This is a genomic window from uncultured Eudoraea sp. (assembly GCF_947258525.1).
Taxonomy (GTDB): Bacteria; Bacteroidota; Bacteroidia; order Flavobacteriales; family Flavobacteriaceae; genus Eudoraea.
The window spans coordinates 19,379-35,892 of the sequence record NZ_CAMYIP010000113.1; the positions used below are offsets into that span (position 1 = coordinate 19,379).

Sequence of the window (16,514 nt, forward strand, 5' to 3'; positions counted from 1 at the left end):
AGTTTAGGTAAATCTATAAGGTGGGTTTTTCATTAACCAATATGCTTATATATATCATTATGATTTTAAAAATAAACAACGAGAATTTTGAGGTAGATGTTGATCCGGCAACTCCTTTATTGTGGGTAATTCGCGAACAGGCCGGTTTAACCGGAACCAAATTTGGTTGCGGCATAGGACAATGTGGTGCCTGTACGGTACAGCTTGATGGCGTAGCCATACGATCTTGTCTTACACCTATACAAGCTGTGGTTGACAAAGAAATCACTACTATAGAGGGCATAGCTAATGACGCTGAACTACATACCATACAACGTGCGTGGATTCAAGAACAGGTTCCTCAGTGCGGTTATTGCCAGTCCGGGCAAATCATGACTGCACATGCCTTATTGGCAAAGACAGCTTCGCCAACGGATGAGGAAATAGATCAGGCTATGAGTGGCAATATTTGTCGTTGTGGCACCTATTCGCGTATTAAAAAAGGAATCAAATTAGCTGCAGAAGAATTAGCTGCGAAATCAATCATAAATACAGAAAACAATGGGTAAGTGGACCAGACGTGCGTTTATTACCACAGGAGTATTAACCGGAGGTGCCTTGGTAGTCGGAATTGCCATAAGACCGGGAAATCGTGCGGGGAAAGTCAGGGATTTAATTGCTGATGAAGGAGATACGGTGCTTAATATCTGGCTGAAAGTTAACGCGGATAACACCATTACCGTTGTTGTTCCTCATGCCGAAATGGGGCAGGGGGTTCATACCACTTTGCCCATGATGCTGGCCGACGAAATGGATGCGGATTGGGAAACAATTACAATGTTAGAAGCTCCGGGGAATGAAGAATATGCCAATTACGCTATGGCAAAAGGATTTATAATGGGTCCAAAAGACATTCCTTCCATGCTTATCGGAACTGTTGACGGCTTTTTTCTAACAGCCACTAAACAGATAAGTCTTCAAATGACCGGTGGAAGTGCTTCAGTACGTTTTACGGGCATGTTAGCTATGAGAGTGGCTGGTGCCGCAGCAAGGGCAGTTTTATTAGAGGCTGCCTCTGAGGAATGGGAAGTCGCCATGGAGGAATTAGTAGTTAAGAATAGTACTATTTCTCACCCACCTAGTAATAGAACGGAACCTTTTTCCAGTTTTGTTGTTAAAGCAGCCAACTTAGCACAACCGGCCAAACCACGTCTTAAGACAACGGAAGAATTTAATATAATGGGAACCTCTCCACCACGTTTTGACATTCCGTCAAAGGTAGATGGAACGGCAAATTTTGGAATTGATGTATCCTTGCCAAATATGAAATATGCAGCCATAAAGGCATCTCCTGTTTTTGGAGCTAAGGCAAAGCCCTTGGATGCTGGTGCTATTAAGGATATGCCTGGTGTGCACAAAATTGTGAAACTTGAAGGCGCCGTGGCAGTTATTGCCGATGGTTATTGGTTGGCCAAAAAGGCCATAAACGAATTGCCCATTGAATTCGACAAAAGTGATAATGACACGGTAGGACTGAACGATATTTATGAGCAGTATTTAAGGGATATGGATGCCGCAATTTCTGAGGGGAATGAAGAAAAAGATGTTAAAAAAGGAAACATAAATAAAATTTTTAAAGAGGCTACCAATGTGATAGAGGCCCAATACAGGGTGCCTTATTTAGCCCATGCCACAATGGAACCCATGAATTGCACAGCTCTGGTCAAAGAGGATGGTTGCGAGATTTGGGTGGGAAGTCAGAACCCTTTGGGATTTGCCAATAGTGTAGCCGAAGTACTGAATCTGGATCAGGAGAAGGTGCTGATTCATAACCAATATCTGGGAGGTGGGTTTGGTAGAAGATCTGTGCCCGATGTAGCTATACAGGCAGCGCTGATTGCTAAAGAAGTAGACTATCCGGTTAAGCTCATCTGGTCTCGTGAAGAGGACATCAGACAGGATCATTACAGGGAAGCCAACATAAGTCGTTTTAAAGCGAGTCTTACTGGGGAAGGTAAAATCAGTGCCTGGAACAATCAGTTCCTGTTTAAGCACGATCCGGAAGAAGCCCCACATATTCCTTATAGCGTTGACAATCAATTTATTCATTATACCAACAGTGAAACTCATATACCCTGGGGGTATTGGCGGAGTGTTGACTCTTCCATGCACGCATTTTTTACAGAATCCTTTATGGATGAGCTGGCGTTCAAAGCCAATAAAGACCCTTATCAGTTCAGGAGGGAACATCTTACAAATGCGCCGCGATATTTAAAGGTGCTGGATTTGGCTGCCGAGAAAGCCAATTGGGGAGAAACCCTCCCGGCTAACTGGGGCAGGGGTATATCACTTCATCAGTCTTTTGGTACCATAGTTGCCCAGGTGGCAGAGATAGAAATAGTAGAAAACTCTCTAAAGGTCCACAGAGTGGTTTGCGTAGCTGATCCCGGTTTTGCGTTTCATCCGGATGGATTTACTGCTCAAATGGAAAGTGGTATTGTATTTGGCTTAACAGCTGCCCTATATGGCGAAATAACAATTGAAAACGGGGCGGTAAAGCAGAGTAATTTTCATGATTACCAAATGCTTCGTATGAACGAAAACCCTAAAATTGAAACTCATATCGTCACAAGCGATAACTGGCCGGGTGGTGCAGGAGAGCCCAGTACGCCAGGAATTGCCCCGGCTGTGGTGAATGCAATTTTTAATGCTTCCGGAATTCGGATCCGCGAACTACCCGTAAAAAATCATGAATTGAAGGCCAACGCGAAGATATTAGGGTAATAAAAACTCATTAACGTCAGCACGACTGATTTTTAGATAGAATCTGGTCTTATCAATACTGTTTAAATACAAAGGAAGCCTGATTTTACAGGCTTCCTTATTATTAAATTTATTTAAAAAGCTTATCTAATAGCTTGGATTAATAAGCTTCTCTTCTATTTCTTTTTTCCGTTTTTCCAGTATTTCCTGTTTTCTGGCGAGTACTAATTGCTGATTTTTAATTTGCGATAGTTCCTTTTGTAATAATTTCTTTTCTACATTTTCCGTTTCCATTGGAACATCTGAATCATCATTGGTATCCAAATAGTCTTGAGTATAGATATCTAATTCGTTGATAAGGTCTTGAATATCGCCAAAAGCCTGTTTGGTATAATACCTGCCCATTTCAAAATCTTTAGGGTCTGAAGCCTTTTCTAAATTCTCAATTCCATCTAACATGGGATCCACAGCTTTGTCACAGCCACATGATTCAATTAATTGCTTAGCTTTTTCCAAGGCTTCCAGAGCTTTATACGCATAATATTTTTGATGATCGAAATTTTTGGCACTAATAGATTTCTTAGCATGGTTTAGCGCGTACGATGCTGATGTATAGGTATTATCGCATTTAGCGGATACCCATAAAGTAGTCAAAATAAATGTAAGGGATAGTAGGAATTTGGTAGTCATGGTATTTTATTTAAAGATTAGGGACTGTAAAAGAGCTAAACTTTGTTGAATTATAAAAAAAAATGTGGTCAAAGGTTAGTTTTTGTAGTCAAAATACTACTAAAACGTATTTTAGGATGTAAAATGACCTAAATACTATCCCTGGATATTTTCCGTTAAGCAGTTATTTCTCCTAGATTTTTAATAATCAAAATCAGACTTTCATTAGCTGTCTTAAACCTTGTCATAATAAATACACCACAAGAAAACCTAAATAAGTGCCCAGGGCATTACCTAATGTTCCCACCAGGATGGCAGGTAAGATGAGTTCTTTCCTGTCAAATGTTTCAGCAAGGGCTATGGCAGTAGTGCCTCCCCCTATATTGGCCTGACTTACTATGGAAATCATTTCCCAATCCCGGTAAACAAGACTTCCCAGCAATATCACTAGAATTCCGTGAAGAAAAACTGCCAGGGAAGCAAAAGACAATAAAGTAAGCCCCACCTCTTTTAATTCAATAACCGAGCTTATTTCGCAATAGGCCCCAATTACTGCCAGAAATATATAAACGAGGTACAATCCAAGGAAATGGCTGCCTTTTAAGCCCTGCACAAACTTTATTTGGGCCAGTAAAATGCCTATTGTGGACAAGGTTAAGATTGACGGGATTTTGGGGAATACACTACTTATCAATTCCGATACATAATAGGCCGCAATACCGAGAAAAATTAGCCAGATAAGTGAATTGAAAGTCAGCTTTTCTTTGTCTTCCCCTTCCATTTCCTGCTTTGACATTTTTACCTTTTTATCCTTCCAGAATGTTCTTAGGATAGCGGGAATAGATAAGGTGGCTATGATCCAAATCGTTGTAATTACATTATCTACCGCAATGGTTCCGGCGTAGAGAATACCTCGCTCCTGAAAATCGTATTCAAGGGCAACGGCATTAAAGTTTACGCTTCCTCCTGTGTAAGTTCCTGTAAGCATTCCGGCAATAATTTTTCCATCTTCACCCAGAATCTGCTCCGGTGAGATTAGAGTCCAGGCAGCCAGTATTCCCAATGTGGTAGCCAAAGAACCAATCAAAAATAAAATGATCATCGGCGCTCCTGCTTTCTTAATTGAATTAAGGTTAACCCCCAGCAATAAATAAAAAATGGAGATGGGAGCCAAATAAGTAAAAATGCCGTCGTAGAGCGGAATTGAATTGGAAGCGGAAGGAATTAAGTTTAGATTGGCGATTACTGCCGTAAAAAGTATCACCAATAGAGCAGCTCCTAACTTCTTACCAATTCTTGTTTTCGCTGCGTAGTCCGCAATGATCACCAATAAACATAATACACCTAGTACATAAATTGGATTTGTAACGAAGTTCATTGGTTAAAGATATCAAAATAATGTTCTCCGATATACGTGGGTAAGCTTTACAAAAGCTTACGTAAATATAGATACTCGGATATATATCTTTCGTTATCTTTATAAAAGATGATAACATTCAGATTTGATAAGAAGAATATCCATTCTGGGAGGATGGTAAATCCGCATAAATAACCACATATAGTATGGTTACAGCAATCAGCCAAATGCAATTCCTATGAGAAATGTTTTTAGTATTCTAATCTTATTAGTGGTTTTTACAAGCTGCAAAAAAAAGCCAAAAACTGAACCCTTAGTGAAAACAGCTGAGATTAATGAGGGGTGTTCTAATGAAGGTGTTACACTACAGATTTTGGGCTCCGGGGGTCCTGCTGCCGGAGATAGAAGGGCATCTACAGGCTATCTAGTTTGGTTAAATGGAAGCCCCCTTGTGATGATAGATGCAGGAGGAGGTACCTATCTTCGTTTGCAACAGGCAGGAGCCCATATACGAGATATTGCGTTTCTTGGAATAAGTCATTTTCATCCGGATCATGCGTCAGAATTACCTGCGTTACTGTGGTCCGACATATTTTCCAACCGGTCTGCACCATTAAATGTTTCCGGACCTGGAGGAGATGGCTCTGAGGGTCTTAAAGGGTATTTGTCTGCCATACATGATATGGCAGCCCCCATAGATGCCTTTACAAGAATAAATACTATTGAGGTGTTTCCACAAAAAGATTCCACAGCTGTAATCTATAAAAATGATATGTTTGAGGTGGCGGCAATAGGGGTAAACCACGCGAATAAACCTTCACTGGCTTATAAAGTAACTATGGACAACAAGAGTATTGTATTTGGTGCAGATCAAACCCTGGATAGCCCCGGGTTTATTGATTTTGTAAAAGGAGCCGACCTACTTGTACTGCATTTAGCGATTTCTGAAGTTGCTGATAAACCATTTACAAACCTTCATGCTAAACCAGGCAAAGTGGGTAAGGTAGCACAGGAATCCGGTGTTCAGAATGTGGTATTAAGTCATTTGATGAAGTTAGATTCTTCGCATGTCCGTGCCAGGGAATTTAGCCTCTCAGATTTAAACTCGAACATAGAACTTGTAAAGGCCAATTTTAAAGGAACCATTATTTTGGCGGAAGATCTTGCATGTATTTCTTTGTGATGCCTGTGATGGTAAATATAAATAGCATTATGGTAGTTTTAATCCTTACCATTTATCATTTTTCTGGCAGGATCCAACCACGCCTTATTCGGGGTATATAAAAAACCATGTCCAAGACCGGTATTGATCTGAAGCTCCTTAAAACTTTTCGCATTTGTAGATTTCTTTATCCAATGCTGATAATCTTTGCCCGCAACATCATCTGATTTTTCGTAAATTCCTAAGATATTTCCATGAAGGTTAAAGTCAAAAGTTTTCTGAGAATAGTCGCTGCTAGACCCCAGAAGAACATAATTCACATTATTGGTATTAATATCAGAAATGTACATGGCTATCATACCACCCTTAGATGCGCCTATGACGGTTATATCTGAAGGTGACACCCCTTTTGCTATCAACCCATCAATTTGCTTTGAAATTTTCTTTCCAAATTCGAAAAAGTCGGTTTTATCCGTGCGAACTTCTGCATGAACCTCCGCGCCTGTGGCTTGAAGAGAATCTATAATGCTAGTATACTCATAGGGACCAAATTGATCACTAACGGCTTTAATGCCTTGCACTTCGATAATCATTCCATGTAAATAAAATATATGTTTCATAGATTCCTGCTTTTGAGAACATGAGATTAGCAAAAATAGAACAGAAAGTTGGTAAAGGATATTCATTGGTCCTGAGTTATTTGGTTTTAAGCATAAGATAACCAAATAAAGACAAACTAATAAGACTGTTATTCGCTATTTAGCAGGATTAGTACGATTTTTTGAAAACCTTCTGGCAATATTTTGGTAAGAGTATTATATTCACATCCAAATTATTTAAAAATAGCAACCAACCAACATGAAAAAAATTCAAAACTACCTTATTGCCTTTATTTTGGTGGGTATTCTTGCCCATTGCACGGATAAAAAATCCACAGCCGAAGAAACGAATAATAAAGACCGCAATATGTTCGGACTTTATATCCCGCGTGGTTTAACAAAAACTACGGAAGGTCTTGCTCCAGGATATGTATTGTTCAGACCGGCAAATTCTGCTTCTACATATCTGGTTAACCGGGAAGGAAAAGTAGTGCACGAATGGAAAGGAAATTATGAGGTAACCAGTTTTTATTTAAATGATGATGGTTCGCTAACACTCTTGTCAATAGATCCTGATTTTCCTGTATTTGGTGGTGGTGGTAATTCTGGCAGGATACAAAAGGTCAGTTGGGATAGCAAAATGCTTTGGGACTTTGAATACGCTACAGAAGAATATCTTGCTCATCATGACATAGCTGTAATGCCTAATGGTAATATTTTAACCATTGCCTGGGAAGCTAAGAGTGCGGAGGAGGTTTTACAGGCTGGGAGGAAACCTGAATTTACCCCAAAAGCAGGTCTATGGCCGGATAAAATAGTTGAATTAAAACCTAAAGGCAATAATGGGGCTGAGATTGTATGGGAATGGCATATATGGGATCATTTAATACAGGATTTTGATGAAACTAAAGATAATTACGGGGATGTAGCAGCGCATCCAGAACTTCTCGACTTTAATAAAGATGGGGAAATACCTCCACTTATTTCCCATGATAGTATGGCGGTGTTGCATAAATTGAAAAGAGCATGGAGGAACCAAACTGTTGAAAACAGGGGTGCCGATGTTTATCATTTTAATGCTATTAATTACAATGCTGAACTGGATCAGATTGTCTTTAGCTCCCCAAGTTTAGATGAAATATTTATAATTGATCACAGCACAACCACCGAAGAAGCTGCCGGTCACAGTGGAGGCCGAATGGGCCGCGGTGGAGACTTTTTGTACCGATGGGGAAATCCCAAAAATTATAACCATGGCGATTCTACTGATCAGAAATTGTTTGGTCAGCATGATGTGCGGTGGATTGAAAGAGGACTGCCCGGAGCAGGTAATCTTACAGTCTTTAATAATGATGTTCCAATGGGGCCTGATAGCCTAGATTATTCCGCTGTTTATGAATTGGAAACCCCGATGGATAGTGAAGGTAATTATGTTAGGGGAGAAGATGGTAAATTTGGACCGAAGGAACCCGTTTGGAAGTATATAGCACCAGATACGCTTTCTTTTTATGCTAGCTTTATTTCAGGTGCCCAACGCATGCAAAACGGCAATACCTTTATAAATGAAGGGGCCAAAGGCCGCTTTTTTGAGGTTACACCTGAAGGGGAAATTGTCTGGGAATATCTGACTCCCTATCGTGGAAATATACATCATTCAGATGGGGAACCGGTTTCACCAATACCCTTTGCATACTGGCAATTCAGATCGAATTTTATCCCCGCAGATCATCCTGGTCTAAAAGGGAAGAAGTTAGAGCCTTTAGATCCACAACCTGAGGAATTTAAACTTCCTCCTAAACCAAAAAAAGAAGGGGCATAAGTAATTTGGGGATAAATCTGTTTTTTAAATTTAAATAGTGTGTTTACTCGTAGCTGATGCCCGGTAACTGAACTTTTATTTCACTCGCAAAGTTGGTCCACTCCTGATACATTTCCTGATATTTTTTGGGGTTTGTACTCTTTAAGTCATACACTTCCCCTAGATCTTCATCAAGGTTATAGAGTTTAAATGCCGATAAATTAAACGGCTCACTGAAATTAGTAATTTTCCACTGCCCTTTTCTCAGCATCGTATTGCCGCTGTGTTCCATTCCAAAAACATAGTCCCTGGCATGTATAGTATCTGCTTTAGCTGAAAGCAATGGCATCAATGACTTTCCCTTTAATGGAAATAGTTTATTTCCGTTCAATTCTGAAGGATAGTCTATGTTGGCTATTTCATATAGGGTAGGAGCAATATCCATTACGGTTAAAAAGTTATCCACGATGCTATTTTGCTTTACCACCATGGGGCCACTCATAATCATGGATGCTATAATACCTCCGTTCGTGGCATATTCCTTATAATATTTGAAGGGAGAAGAACCGGCTTCTGCCCATTGAGGACCATAAGAAATCAAAGAATTCGCTTCTCCCATGGTTTCAAAGTTGTTATTGAAATAGGGATTAATATAAGGTTTGATTCCAGGATTGTTGTAATAGTCTTCACCCGCTGCACCGTTGTCCGACATAAAAATTATCAGAGTATTTTCGTACTCCCCGATTTCCTTTAAATACTTTATGATACGGCCAATATTAACATCCAGATTATCAACCATGCCTGCATAAAGTTCCATTTTTCTTGATTCTCTTTTTTTCTCCGTCCCTGAAAGTGAATCCCATGATCTAACCGCAGGATGAGAAGGAGGTAAGACCGCATCCTCAGGAATCATCCCGGCCCTCTGAAGACTGAGTAATCTGTCCTCTTTTAATTTTTCATAACCATCGTTATACCGGCCTTCATATTTTTTCCAATAGGCTTCATCAACTTGTAATGGCCAATGGGGTGAAGTATATGCTGCATAGGCAAAAAAAGGACGATTATCATCTTTATACTGATCTATATAGCCAATGAGTTTATCCGTATAAAGATCCGTTGAATATTCCCCATCAGGCCATTTTGCAGCTTTACCATCTTCCGTGTAATGCGAAACAGGAATACCTTTAAACAGTCCCTGGCTATTATAATGATTGCCAACACCTTCAAGGAGTACAAACGAACGTTCGAATCCTTTTTCATAAGGATTGGCGGACCTGCCGGTGCCCAGATGCCATTTACCGGCCATATAGGTATGGTAACCATCTTTTCTTAACAGGGCAGGTATTGTAGCAACCCTGTTTGTCAGATAACCCTCATAGCCAAAAACCTGTGCACTTAATGCCTGCCTTCCTACACCTGCAATATGGTTGTCATTCCCGGTTAGAAGCATTGCCCTAGTAGGAGCACACATAGGCGCCGTATGAAACCTGCTAAACCTAATACCATTTGATGCTAAACTATCAATATTGGGAGTTGCAATATCCCCTCCATAGCAGCCCAGGTCTGCATATCCCAGATCATCTGCCACTAAGATTAAAATATTAGGTCTTGTATCTACCGTATCTATTGATGTTTTCTCAGAAGTTCCCGAACAGCCTGTAATTCCGATTAATACTAATAAAAATGTAAGAATAGAATTTGTATTGTTAAGATTGAAAGTTAAATTGTTTTTAATGAAGCCATAATACATTCTAAAATTCACAAGCAGAAATGTAGTTTGTTTTGCGAGTTTGTTACGATTCATTATTTGACGTGACAGGTTCTTGTTTTGTACCCTAAGGTAAGGATTTATCATTTAGACGCTAATTATTCAGTTTTATAATAACTAATTGATGAACCCTCGAAAAAGTGGTATAGAAAACTCGCAATGAGGAATGTTGCACTTTAGTATGGACTATCCCCAATAATTCAGTATTTTGTAACCTATTAAATCGCTTATGAAAGTATTATTTATTGGTGGTACAGGTAATATTAGCAGCGCTTCCAGCAGGTTGGCTGTTTCAAAGGGAATAACCTTATATCATCTGAACAGAGGAATTAACAAAATTGAAATAAAAGGGGTAAAAACTATTCTGGGCGACATAAACAATCCGGCTAGTTTATCAGAATTGGAAGGGCACAACTGGGATGTTGTTGTAAACTGGATTGCCTTTACACCAGAGGATATTGAAAGGGATATCGCTCTATTTAAAGGGAAAACCAAACAATACATTTTTATTAGTTCTGCATCTTGTTATCAGACACCATTGCGTTACCCCATTATCACGGAGTCTACACCACTATTTAATAATTTATGGGATTACTCCAACAATAAGATTAAATGTGAGGATAGATTAATGAAAGCATACAGAGAAGAGGAATTTCCAATAACGATTGTACGGCCTTCATTGACATATGACACGGTTATTCCCATAGCAATAGGCGGATTTAAGGAATATACTACAGCCGATCGAATTCTGAAAGGGAAGGAAATAATTATACACGGAGACGGGACATCATTGTGGACCGTGACACATTCTGATGATTTTGCACTTGGTTTTGTGGGATTATTGGGATTAGCGCAGGCTATAGGCCATGCCTTTCATATTACTTCAGATGAAATTTTAAGCTGGAACATGATCTATGAAATCCTTGCAGATAGTCTGGGTTGCAAGGCTAAAGTTGTCCATATTGCTTCGGATTTTATTTGCAAAATAGAACCATCGTATACCGGGACCTTACTCGCCGATAAGGCCGAGAGTGTCATATTTGACAATACGAAGATAAAAACATTTGTCCCTGCTTTTAAAGCCACAATCCCTTTTGCAGAAGGAATAAAAAGAACCCTACATTGGCTTGATGCAAACCCTGAAAAGAAAATTATAGACCCGGAGGAAAACAAAAGGATTGAGAATATACTTAGTGCCTATAAAATGAGTAAATAACACAGAATATAAAATCAACTAAAAATTCAAATTATGATAAAAAAAATTGCCTTAGGAATTGTTCTCTTAGTGTGTACTTTCGGGTTCAGTCAAAAAGAAGTTTATGAATTCCGTGAATATGAGTTAAAGTTTGGAAAATCTGCTAAAGTCTTGCATGACTATTTTGAAAAAGCGTTGATACCCGCTTTAAACAAACAGGGCATTAACAATATTGGAGCATTTGAAGAAATTGGAGATGCCATGCCAAAGAAGATTTATTTATTAATAGCCTATAATGATTTAGATGGATATCAGAAAGTATTAAGCAATCTCAGTGAGGATCAGGTTTTTCTACGGGCGTCTGAGGAATATAGCAATACCGCACAGGAAGACTTTCCTGTTGAACGATATGTTACCTCATTATTCACGGCATTTGATGGGCTGCCTAAACTAGTTAAACCAGCAGAGGGGTCCGTGGTTTTTGAATTACGGACCTATGAGGCCTATAATGAAGACGCGTTTCAGCGCAAAGTAAAGATGTTTAATGAAAGTGAATTTAGCATTTTTGATGAAGTAGGCCTTCATTCGGTTTTTTTCGGGGAAAAAATTGCTGGTCCGCAAATGCCTTGTCTAACCTATTTGCTTGCGTTCAGGGATATGGCAGAACGCGATGCTAATTGGTCAAAATTTGGCCCCCACCCGGAATGGCAACGAATAGTAAAGCTACCGGAATATGCAAATACGGTTTCAAATATATACAGGGTGTTTTTAAAGCCGTTGTCCTATTCTCAGTTATAAAATTAGAAGGGCGCTAATAGAAAACTTTAAATCACCTTCTTGTTTGGTCATGATCTTCAGTTATGCAAATAGGGCAAGTTTGTGACTTTTAACAGGTCTATCTGTTAAGTTTAAAAGTTTCAAGGTTTATATCATCCAGACCAATATCATCAAAGGGATATTCTAATTGATCCTGAATGTTGTAAAGAGAGATAAGGATAAACTCGGTAAGTATTACTATAAAATAGGTTATTCCCTGATTGTTTTCCAATCCAACTTCATCTATAATGGTTGGGACATATATCAATGGGAAGATATAGATAAATACAAGACAATAAGCCTTAAGGCTAATGGGTGTTCTGTGGGTGTTTATGGCGTGCAAATTTTCTATGGCCTCGTGGAGATCTTTCATAAAACGAAATGTCCTGTCTTTTAAATTTTTAGACACAGTTTGATCGTTTGCTACGATAAACTTGAGCACCTTATCAATTATTTCATCCAGATCTTTTGTGCTATCTGCATTGTTTTTTAGTTGATCCATAGTTTGCTCACTAATATTTAGCAAAATACCAGTCATTTCTTTTTTACTCTCCTCGCTAAGTTCCTTGTTGCTCATCACAAAATAATGAACAGTCTTTAGCGCACTTCTGAATTTACTTAAATGTTGCAGGGCCTTTTCCCTTCGTCTGAATGAACCTCGTATTGTAAAAACCAGGGGAAATATTATGGCAATACTTAGCATTGTAAGATCTACGTAAAAATTGAGATTAAATCTAAATGCCACAAACGTAACAACAGTAGAAATAATCAATACAATTAATGTTCTGTAATTTAATATGGAAAGGTAGCGTCCGATAGCTTAAAATTTATTATCTTATGAAAGTAAATCTAACTACAATCTCGTGAAAAAGCAAGCTATCTTTCTATTCCTTTCAATATGTCTTTTTATAACTGAAACAACTTTTTCACAAGAAATAGCTGCTACGGACCAGGATATTCAGGTCACAGAGCTCTTTAGCAAAAACGACCCAATACCTGTTAAGCTTAGATATTCCAACAAAGTTTTAAGAAAAGAAACAAATGACAGTACATATATTGAAAGTGAAATTAGTTATATGACCAGTGATGAATCCTGGGATACCTTAGCAGTAAAAATTAGGGCAAGAGGTAATTACAGAAGGGAAAATTGCTATTTCCCGCCAGTGAAAATGAAGATTAAAAAATCAGAAACGGCCGGAACTCTATTTGAAGGCAATAAGAAACTAAAACTCGTACTTCCCTGCGTACTGCAAAATGACTACAACGATAAAGTTTTAAAGGAATATATAGCTTATAAGTTATATGAACTGGTATCTCCTTATCATTTTAAAACCAGGTTATTGAATATTGATTTCACCGATGAAAAAGGGCAGAAAGTAAAAAATTTTATTGTAAAAGGGTTTTTTATAGAAGATATTGACAGAGTGAAGGACAGATGTGATGGTAAGCAAATTAAAAGATCCGTACATCCCCTGCAGCAGAATGATCTTTGTTCCGTAAGAAATGATTTTTTTCAATTTATGATTGGCAATACTGATTATTCTTTGGCTTATCGCCACAATGAAAAGCTTTTATTCGTGGATGGTAATATTTTACCTGTGCCTTACGATTTTGATATGTCCGGACTGGTAGATGCGAGCTACGCAGTGGTCTCACAGGTTCAGGGAGAAGTGTTGAGTATTGAAGAAGTAACCCAAAGGTTATATAGAGGTTTTAAGCGTAATCCGGAGGTCTATCAAACAGTAAGAAAGGAGTTTCTGAATAACAAAAGTAAAATGTTGACAATCATTAATGATTTGGAATCTAGCTTTGAGGATCCAAAAGAATTTTCCAAGGCAAGAAGATTTATTAATGAATTTTTTGAGGTTATAGCTAACGACAACACATACAGAAAGGAAATATTAGGTGTTGCAAGACTAAAATAGAAACCATCTGCAACTTTTTTTGGTGCACCTCTGAACTTTCCAAATACTCCGCTGAATTCTATCTTTTAAAGGATTATTTTCACTCAAATAATTCTATCAATGGCTCCCCTGTAGTCCCGCTGGGATATGGTATGTTGAGCATTTGTGCTATGCTGGGAGCAATATCAATAACCGATACTTTTCTAAGGGATTTACCTTTGGGTACAGATTTCCCGAACCATAACATAGGAACGTGAGTATCGTACGCATATCCCGAACCATGTGTGGTCCCTTTATAATTTTGCATTGTTGTTCTGGGGTTCAGGCTCTGCACATATCCCGGTTTAAATATTAAAAGGACGTCTCCCGATCTTTTGGCATGATAGCCATTCTGAAGCATTTGGTTCATGCCATAACTATAACTTTGCGATTGTAAATCGGAAGCAGTTAAAGCGCCGGTAACCTCTTCAAGCGTTATAAGAAAATCTGCCACTTCACGTTGTACAGCACTTAGGGATAATTTTTTTTGCTTAATAACATCATGGTTTAAATAAACTGACTCTCCTTCGAAATTTTCAATCCATTGATTAACTCCATATTTAGAGTTTAAATGGCTTAGAAGAGCAACCTGATATTGGTTTATGTTAGCAATTCCCGTGGGCAGTTTATTATCAGCCAAGTAAGGAGCTACAGGAACGGACCCGTGATCAGAAGTTAAAAACAATAAATAATTTCCGGTGCCAACAGTTGCATCCAATGATTTTAATAGATTTTCAATGTCCCTGTCCAGTCTTAATATCACATCTTCAAACTCAACAGACTGAGGGCCAAAAGTATGCCCAATAACATCAGTAACAGAATAGCTAATATTAATAAAATCTGTAATATCATCTGCTCCCAGATCTTCACTTTTAATTGCTTCTATGGCAAAATCGGTTAATAAGGAATTCCCGGTGGGAGTAACCCAAATTAATTGAAATTCGGCACCTATTTCTTTGTAACGTTCCCTCATACTTTTATAATCATATGGGAAAGTAGCACTGGTTTTGCCTGCAATAGCCCGTTCATAATTATTGTCATCCGGGGCACTCATCTTATAAGAATCTATTGGGTACAGTGTACTCCATGAATCGGTTAAATAGGAATCAGACTTTTCTAATTTATTAAACTTATTAACCCAATCAGGCAACTCCTCCATATAATATGAACTGCTCACAAAATAACCGGGACTTGCTTTCCAGTCATGCCAGTAAGCTGCATTAGCCGTATATCCCCCCGGCAAAATAGCACCACGGTCTTTAAGAGAAACACTGATTACTTTAGCCCTAAACCTGGAGTCTAATCTTAACTGATCCGTGATGGTAGTTGAAAGTAGATTTCTTGGTGAAGCACCATAGCTATTTACATCAGCTGTTCCCACGATAAGTTCATTCGTATCTCCTATATTAGTAATAGTCTGTTTTGAACTTCTCTGATACCATGTATTCCCTATTATGCCATGTATAGCAGGGGTTGTTCCGCTATATATGGATGCGTGTCCGGCGGCAGTAACTGTTGGAATGTAATTATAGTGGGTGTTTTTATAATTAAATCCTTCCCTTATAAGTCTCTTAAATCCACCGTTGGAAAACCTGTCCTGATATTTGTAAAGGTGATCAAATCTCATCTGATCTACTACGACACCCACAACCAGTTTAGGTTTATCCGACTGACTTAGCAGAAGGTTTCCGTTTAAAACAACCAGCAGGGCAATGGCTAGTACTCTAATCATATTACTGTTTCTCTTTAAGTATGTTCATAATCGGCAAATATTGCCAGATATCCTTACCTCAAAGATAATCAGTTAAAATGTTAAAATTTATTAATTAAAGCAGATAACCTCGCAATTTATAAATTCATAAACCCTGGTAGAAGGAATATAGTTTGGGATTCATTCCTCCAACAGCATTCATGAGCTCTTCTGAGGGACTTCCGTAAATCTCAGGGTAAAAGTCAGATATCTCCAGGAACTTACCAAGGTATTCCTCAATATTGCCTTTATGCGTGAGAATTGTATTAGAATCTGCATATGTTTCCCTTACCACACACTCATTATTACCTTCATTAAAGTACCTGTCGTATTGCAAAGTGGTATCTTTCTCCTTTTCCCTTACAATGTTCATGCATTGCATTGCCATACTTTTAAATTCTTCTTCTTTGCCCTCATGTATTAGAAATCTGGCAGTAAGCTGTAAGTTTCCCATAATTATTATGTTTTTGGTATGGGTTTTATAGTATAATCTTCAAAATAAAATAGTAATAGTCATTGGAGGAGGAAATGAGGCAGAAAAAAGAATCAATTCCCTATTAACCCAAAATTGCGATATACTAGTAATTAGTGATTCGGCAAATACTCAAATTAATAAATTATTCAAAGCCAAAAAAATCAAATTAAAAAAACAAAAAATTCAAAATACAGAATTTATTTCAAAATTTAAACCACATATGATCATCACAACAACAAA

14 protein-coding genes and 1 pseudogene are annotated in these 16,514 nt (G+C 38.3%); 8 read left to right on the forward strand and 7 right to left on the reverse strand.

Features of this window, described 5'->3' with window-relative positions; translation table 11 throughout:
- Positions 1 to 59: 59 nt before the first annotated feature.
- Both Q0X89_RS08390 and Q0X89_RS08395 read left to right on the forward strand, forming a co-directional pair.
- Positions 60 to 548 carry a (2Fe-2S)-binding protein gene (locus tag Q0X89_RS08390; RefSeq protein ID WP_297693071.1) on the forward strand — a complete coding sequence of 163 codons (489 nt, stop codon included), beginning with the start codon at positions 60 to 62 and terminating at the stop codon, positions 546 to 548.
- The gene (locus Q0X89_RS08395) at positions 541 to 2,763 is read left to right on the forward strand and encodes a molybdopterin cofactor-binding domain-containing protein (RefSeq protein ID WP_297693072.1); all 2,223 of its coding nucleotides are present in this window, start codon (positions 541 to 543) and stop codon (positions 2,761 to 2,763) included. The genes Q0X89_RS08390 and Q0X89_RS08395 overlap by 8 nt, the downstream gene beginning before the upstream one ends.
- Positions 2,764 to 2,889: 126 nt before the next feature.
- Here the strand turns inward: Q0X89_RS08395 and Q0X89_RS08400 are convergent, their stop codons facing one another.
- Together Q0X89_RS08400 and Q0X89_RS08405 are read right to left on the reverse strand one after the other, a co-directional pair.
- Entirely contained in the window at positions 2,890 to 3,432 is a 543-nt protein-coding gene (locus tag Q0X89_RS08400; RefSeq protein ID WP_297693074.1) for a hypothetical protein, read from the reverse strand.
- A 223-nt stretch (positions 3,433 to 3,655) separates the two neighbouring features.
- Positions 3,656 to 4,789: a DUF819 family protein gene (locus Q0X89_RS08405; protein ID WP_297693076.1), complete on the reverse strand. Its 1,134-nt coding sequence runs from the start codon at positions 4,787 to 4,789 to the stop codon at positions 3,656 to 3,658.
- A 217-nt stretch (positions 4,790 to 5,006) separates the two neighbouring features.
- Between Q0X89_RS08405 and Q0X89_RS08410 the strand changes: the two genes are divergently transcribed.
- On the forward strand, positions 5,007 to 5,951 hold the full coding sequence (locus tag Q0X89_RS08410) for an MBL fold metallo-hydrolase (protein ID WP_297693078.1): 945 nt from the start codon (positions 5,007 to 5,009) through the stop codon (positions 5,949 to 5,951).
- 38 nt (positions 5,952 to 5,989) lie between these two features.
- Here Q0X89_RS08410 and Q0X89_RS08415 read toward each other — a convergent pair whose 3' ends face one another.
- Complete coding sequence (locus Q0X89_RS08415) at positions 5,990 to 6,550, reverse strand: hypothetical protein (RefSeq protein ID WP_297693080.1); 561 nt, start codon at positions 6,548 to 6,550, stop codon at positions 5,990 to 5,992.
- Between the two features lie 238 nt (positions 6,551 to 6,788).
- Here Q0X89_RS08415 and Q0X89_RS08420 point away from each other — a divergent pair, with 238 nt between their 5' ends.
- Positions 6,789 to 8,348, forward strand: coding sequence for an aryl-sulfate sulfotransferase (locus Q0X89_RS08420; RefSeq protein ID WP_297693082.1), 1,560 nt, complete (start codon positions 6,789 to 6,791; stop codon positions 8,346 to 8,348).
- Positions 8,349 to 8,391: 43 nt separating this feature from the next.
- Here Q0X89_RS08420 and Q0X89_RS08425 read toward each other — a convergent pair whose 3' ends face one another.
- Positions 8,392 to 10,131 (reverse strand): arylsulfatase, encoded by a 1,740-nt coding sequence (locus Q0X89_RS08425; protein WP_297693084.1) that lies wholly within the window; start codon positions 10,129 to 10,131, stop codon positions 8,392 to 8,394.
- A gap of 193 nt (positions 10,132 to 10,324) precedes the next feature.
- On the opposite strand from Q0X89_RS08425, the gene Q0X89_RS08430 reads away from it, so the two are divergent.
- Together Q0X89_RS08430 and Q0X89_RS08435 are read left to right on the forward strand one after the other, a co-directional pair.
- The gene (locus Q0X89_RS08430) at positions 10,325 to 11,311 is read left to right on the forward strand and encodes an NAD-dependent epimerase/dehydratase family protein (RefSeq protein WP_297693086.1); all 987 of its coding nucleotides are present in this window, start codon (positions 10,325 to 10,327) and stop codon (positions 11,309 to 11,311) included.
- Positions 11,312 to 11,344: 33 nt separating this feature from the next.
- Positions 11,345 to 12,088: an NIPSNAP family protein gene (locus Q0X89_RS08435; protein ID WP_297693088.1), complete on the forward strand. Its 744-nt coding sequence runs from the start codon at positions 11,345 to 11,347 to the stop codon at positions 12,086 to 12,088.
- A 97-nt stretch (positions 12,089 to 12,185) separates the two neighbouring features.
- Here the strand turns inward: Q0X89_RS08435 and Q0X89_RS08440 are convergent, their stop codons facing one another.
- On the reverse strand, positions 12,186 to 12,878 hold the full coding sequence (locus tag Q0X89_RS08440; protein WP_297693089.1) for a hypothetical protein: 693 nt from the start codon (positions 12,876 to 12,878) through the stop codon (positions 12,186 to 12,188).
- Between the two features lie 91 nt (positions 12,879 to 12,969).
- Here Q0X89_RS08440 and Q0X89_RS08445 point away from each other — a divergent pair, with 91 nt between their 5' ends.
- Positions 12,970 to 14,031: a hypothetical protein gene (locus Q0X89_RS08445; RefSeq protein WP_297693091.1), complete on the forward strand. Its 1,062-nt coding sequence runs from the start codon at positions 12,970 to 12,972 to the stop codon at positions 14,029 to 14,031.
- Between the two features lie 79 nt (positions 14,032 to 14,110).
- Here Q0X89_RS08445 and pafA read toward each other — a convergent pair whose 3' ends face one another.
- Complete coding sequence (gene pafA, locus Q0X89_RS08450) at positions 14,111 to 15,781, reverse strand: alkaline phosphatase PafA (protein ID WP_297693093.1); 1,671 nt, start codon at positions 15,779 to 15,781, stop codon at positions 14,111 to 14,113.
- Between the two features lie 124 nt (positions 15,782 to 15,905).
- On the reverse strand, positions 15,906 to 16,253 hold the full coding sequence (locus Q0X89_RS08455) for a hypothetical protein (protein WP_297693095.1): 348 nt from the start codon (positions 16,251 to 16,253) through the stop codon (positions 15,906 to 15,908).
- Between the two features lie 46 nt (positions 16,254 to 16,299).
- Here Q0X89_RS08455 and Q0X89_RS18050 point away from each other — a divergent pair.
- Positions 16,300 to 16,514, forward strand: a pseudogene (locus tag Q0X89_RS18050) (NAD(P)-dependent oxidoreductase); the annotation flags it as partial.

Bases quoted from the DNA above. Each gene is read 5' to 3' on its own strand.
- Q0X89_RS08410 (WP_297693078.1), top strand. From the start codon at position 5,007: ATGAGAAATGTTTTTAGTATTCTAATCTTATTAGTGGTTTTTACAAGC.
- Q0X89_RS08415 (WP_297693080.1), bottom strand. From the start codon at position 6,550: ATGAAACATATATTTTATTTACATGGAATGATTATCGAAGTGCAAGGC.
- Q0X89_RS08405 (WP_297693076.1), bottom strand. From the start codon at position 4,789: ATGAACTTCGTTACAAATCCAATTTATGTACTAGGTGTATTATGTTTA.
- Q0X89_RS08430 (WP_297693086.1), top strand. From the start codon at position 10,325: ATGAAAGTATTATTTATTGGTGGTACAGGTAATATTAGCAGCGCTTCC.
- Q0X89_RS08435 (WP_297693088.1), top strand. From the start codon at position 11,345: ATGATAAAAAAAATTGCCTTAGGAATTGTTCTCTTAGTGTGTACTTTC.
- Q0X89_RS08420 (WP_297693082.1), top strand. From the start codon at position 6,789: ATGAAAAAAATTCAAAACTACCTTATTGCCTTTATTTTGGTGGGTATT.
- Q0X89_RS08425 (WP_297693084.1), bottom strand. From the start codon at position 10,131: ATGAATCGTAACAAACTCGCAAAACAAACTACATTTCTGCTTGTGAAT.
- Q0X89_RS08455 (WP_297693095.1), bottom strand. From the start codon at position 16,253: ATGGGAAACTTACAGCTTACTGCCAGATTTCTAATACATGAGGGCAAA.
- Q0X89_RS08400 (WP_297693074.1), bottom strand. From the start codon at position 3,432: ATGACTACCAAATTCCTACTATCCCTTACATTTATTTTGACTACTTTA.
- Q0X89_RS08390 (WP_297693071.1), top strand. From the start codon at position 60: ATGATTTTAAAAATAAACAACGAGAATTTTGAGGTAGATGTTGATCCG.
- Q0X89_RS08395 (WP_297693072.1), top strand. From the start codon at position 541: ATGGGTAAGTGGACCAGACGTGCGTTTATTACCACAGGAGTATTAACC.
- pafA (WP_297693093.1), bottom strand. From the start codon at position 15,781: ATGATTAGAGTACTAGCCATTGCCCTGCTGGTTGTTTTAAACGGAAAC.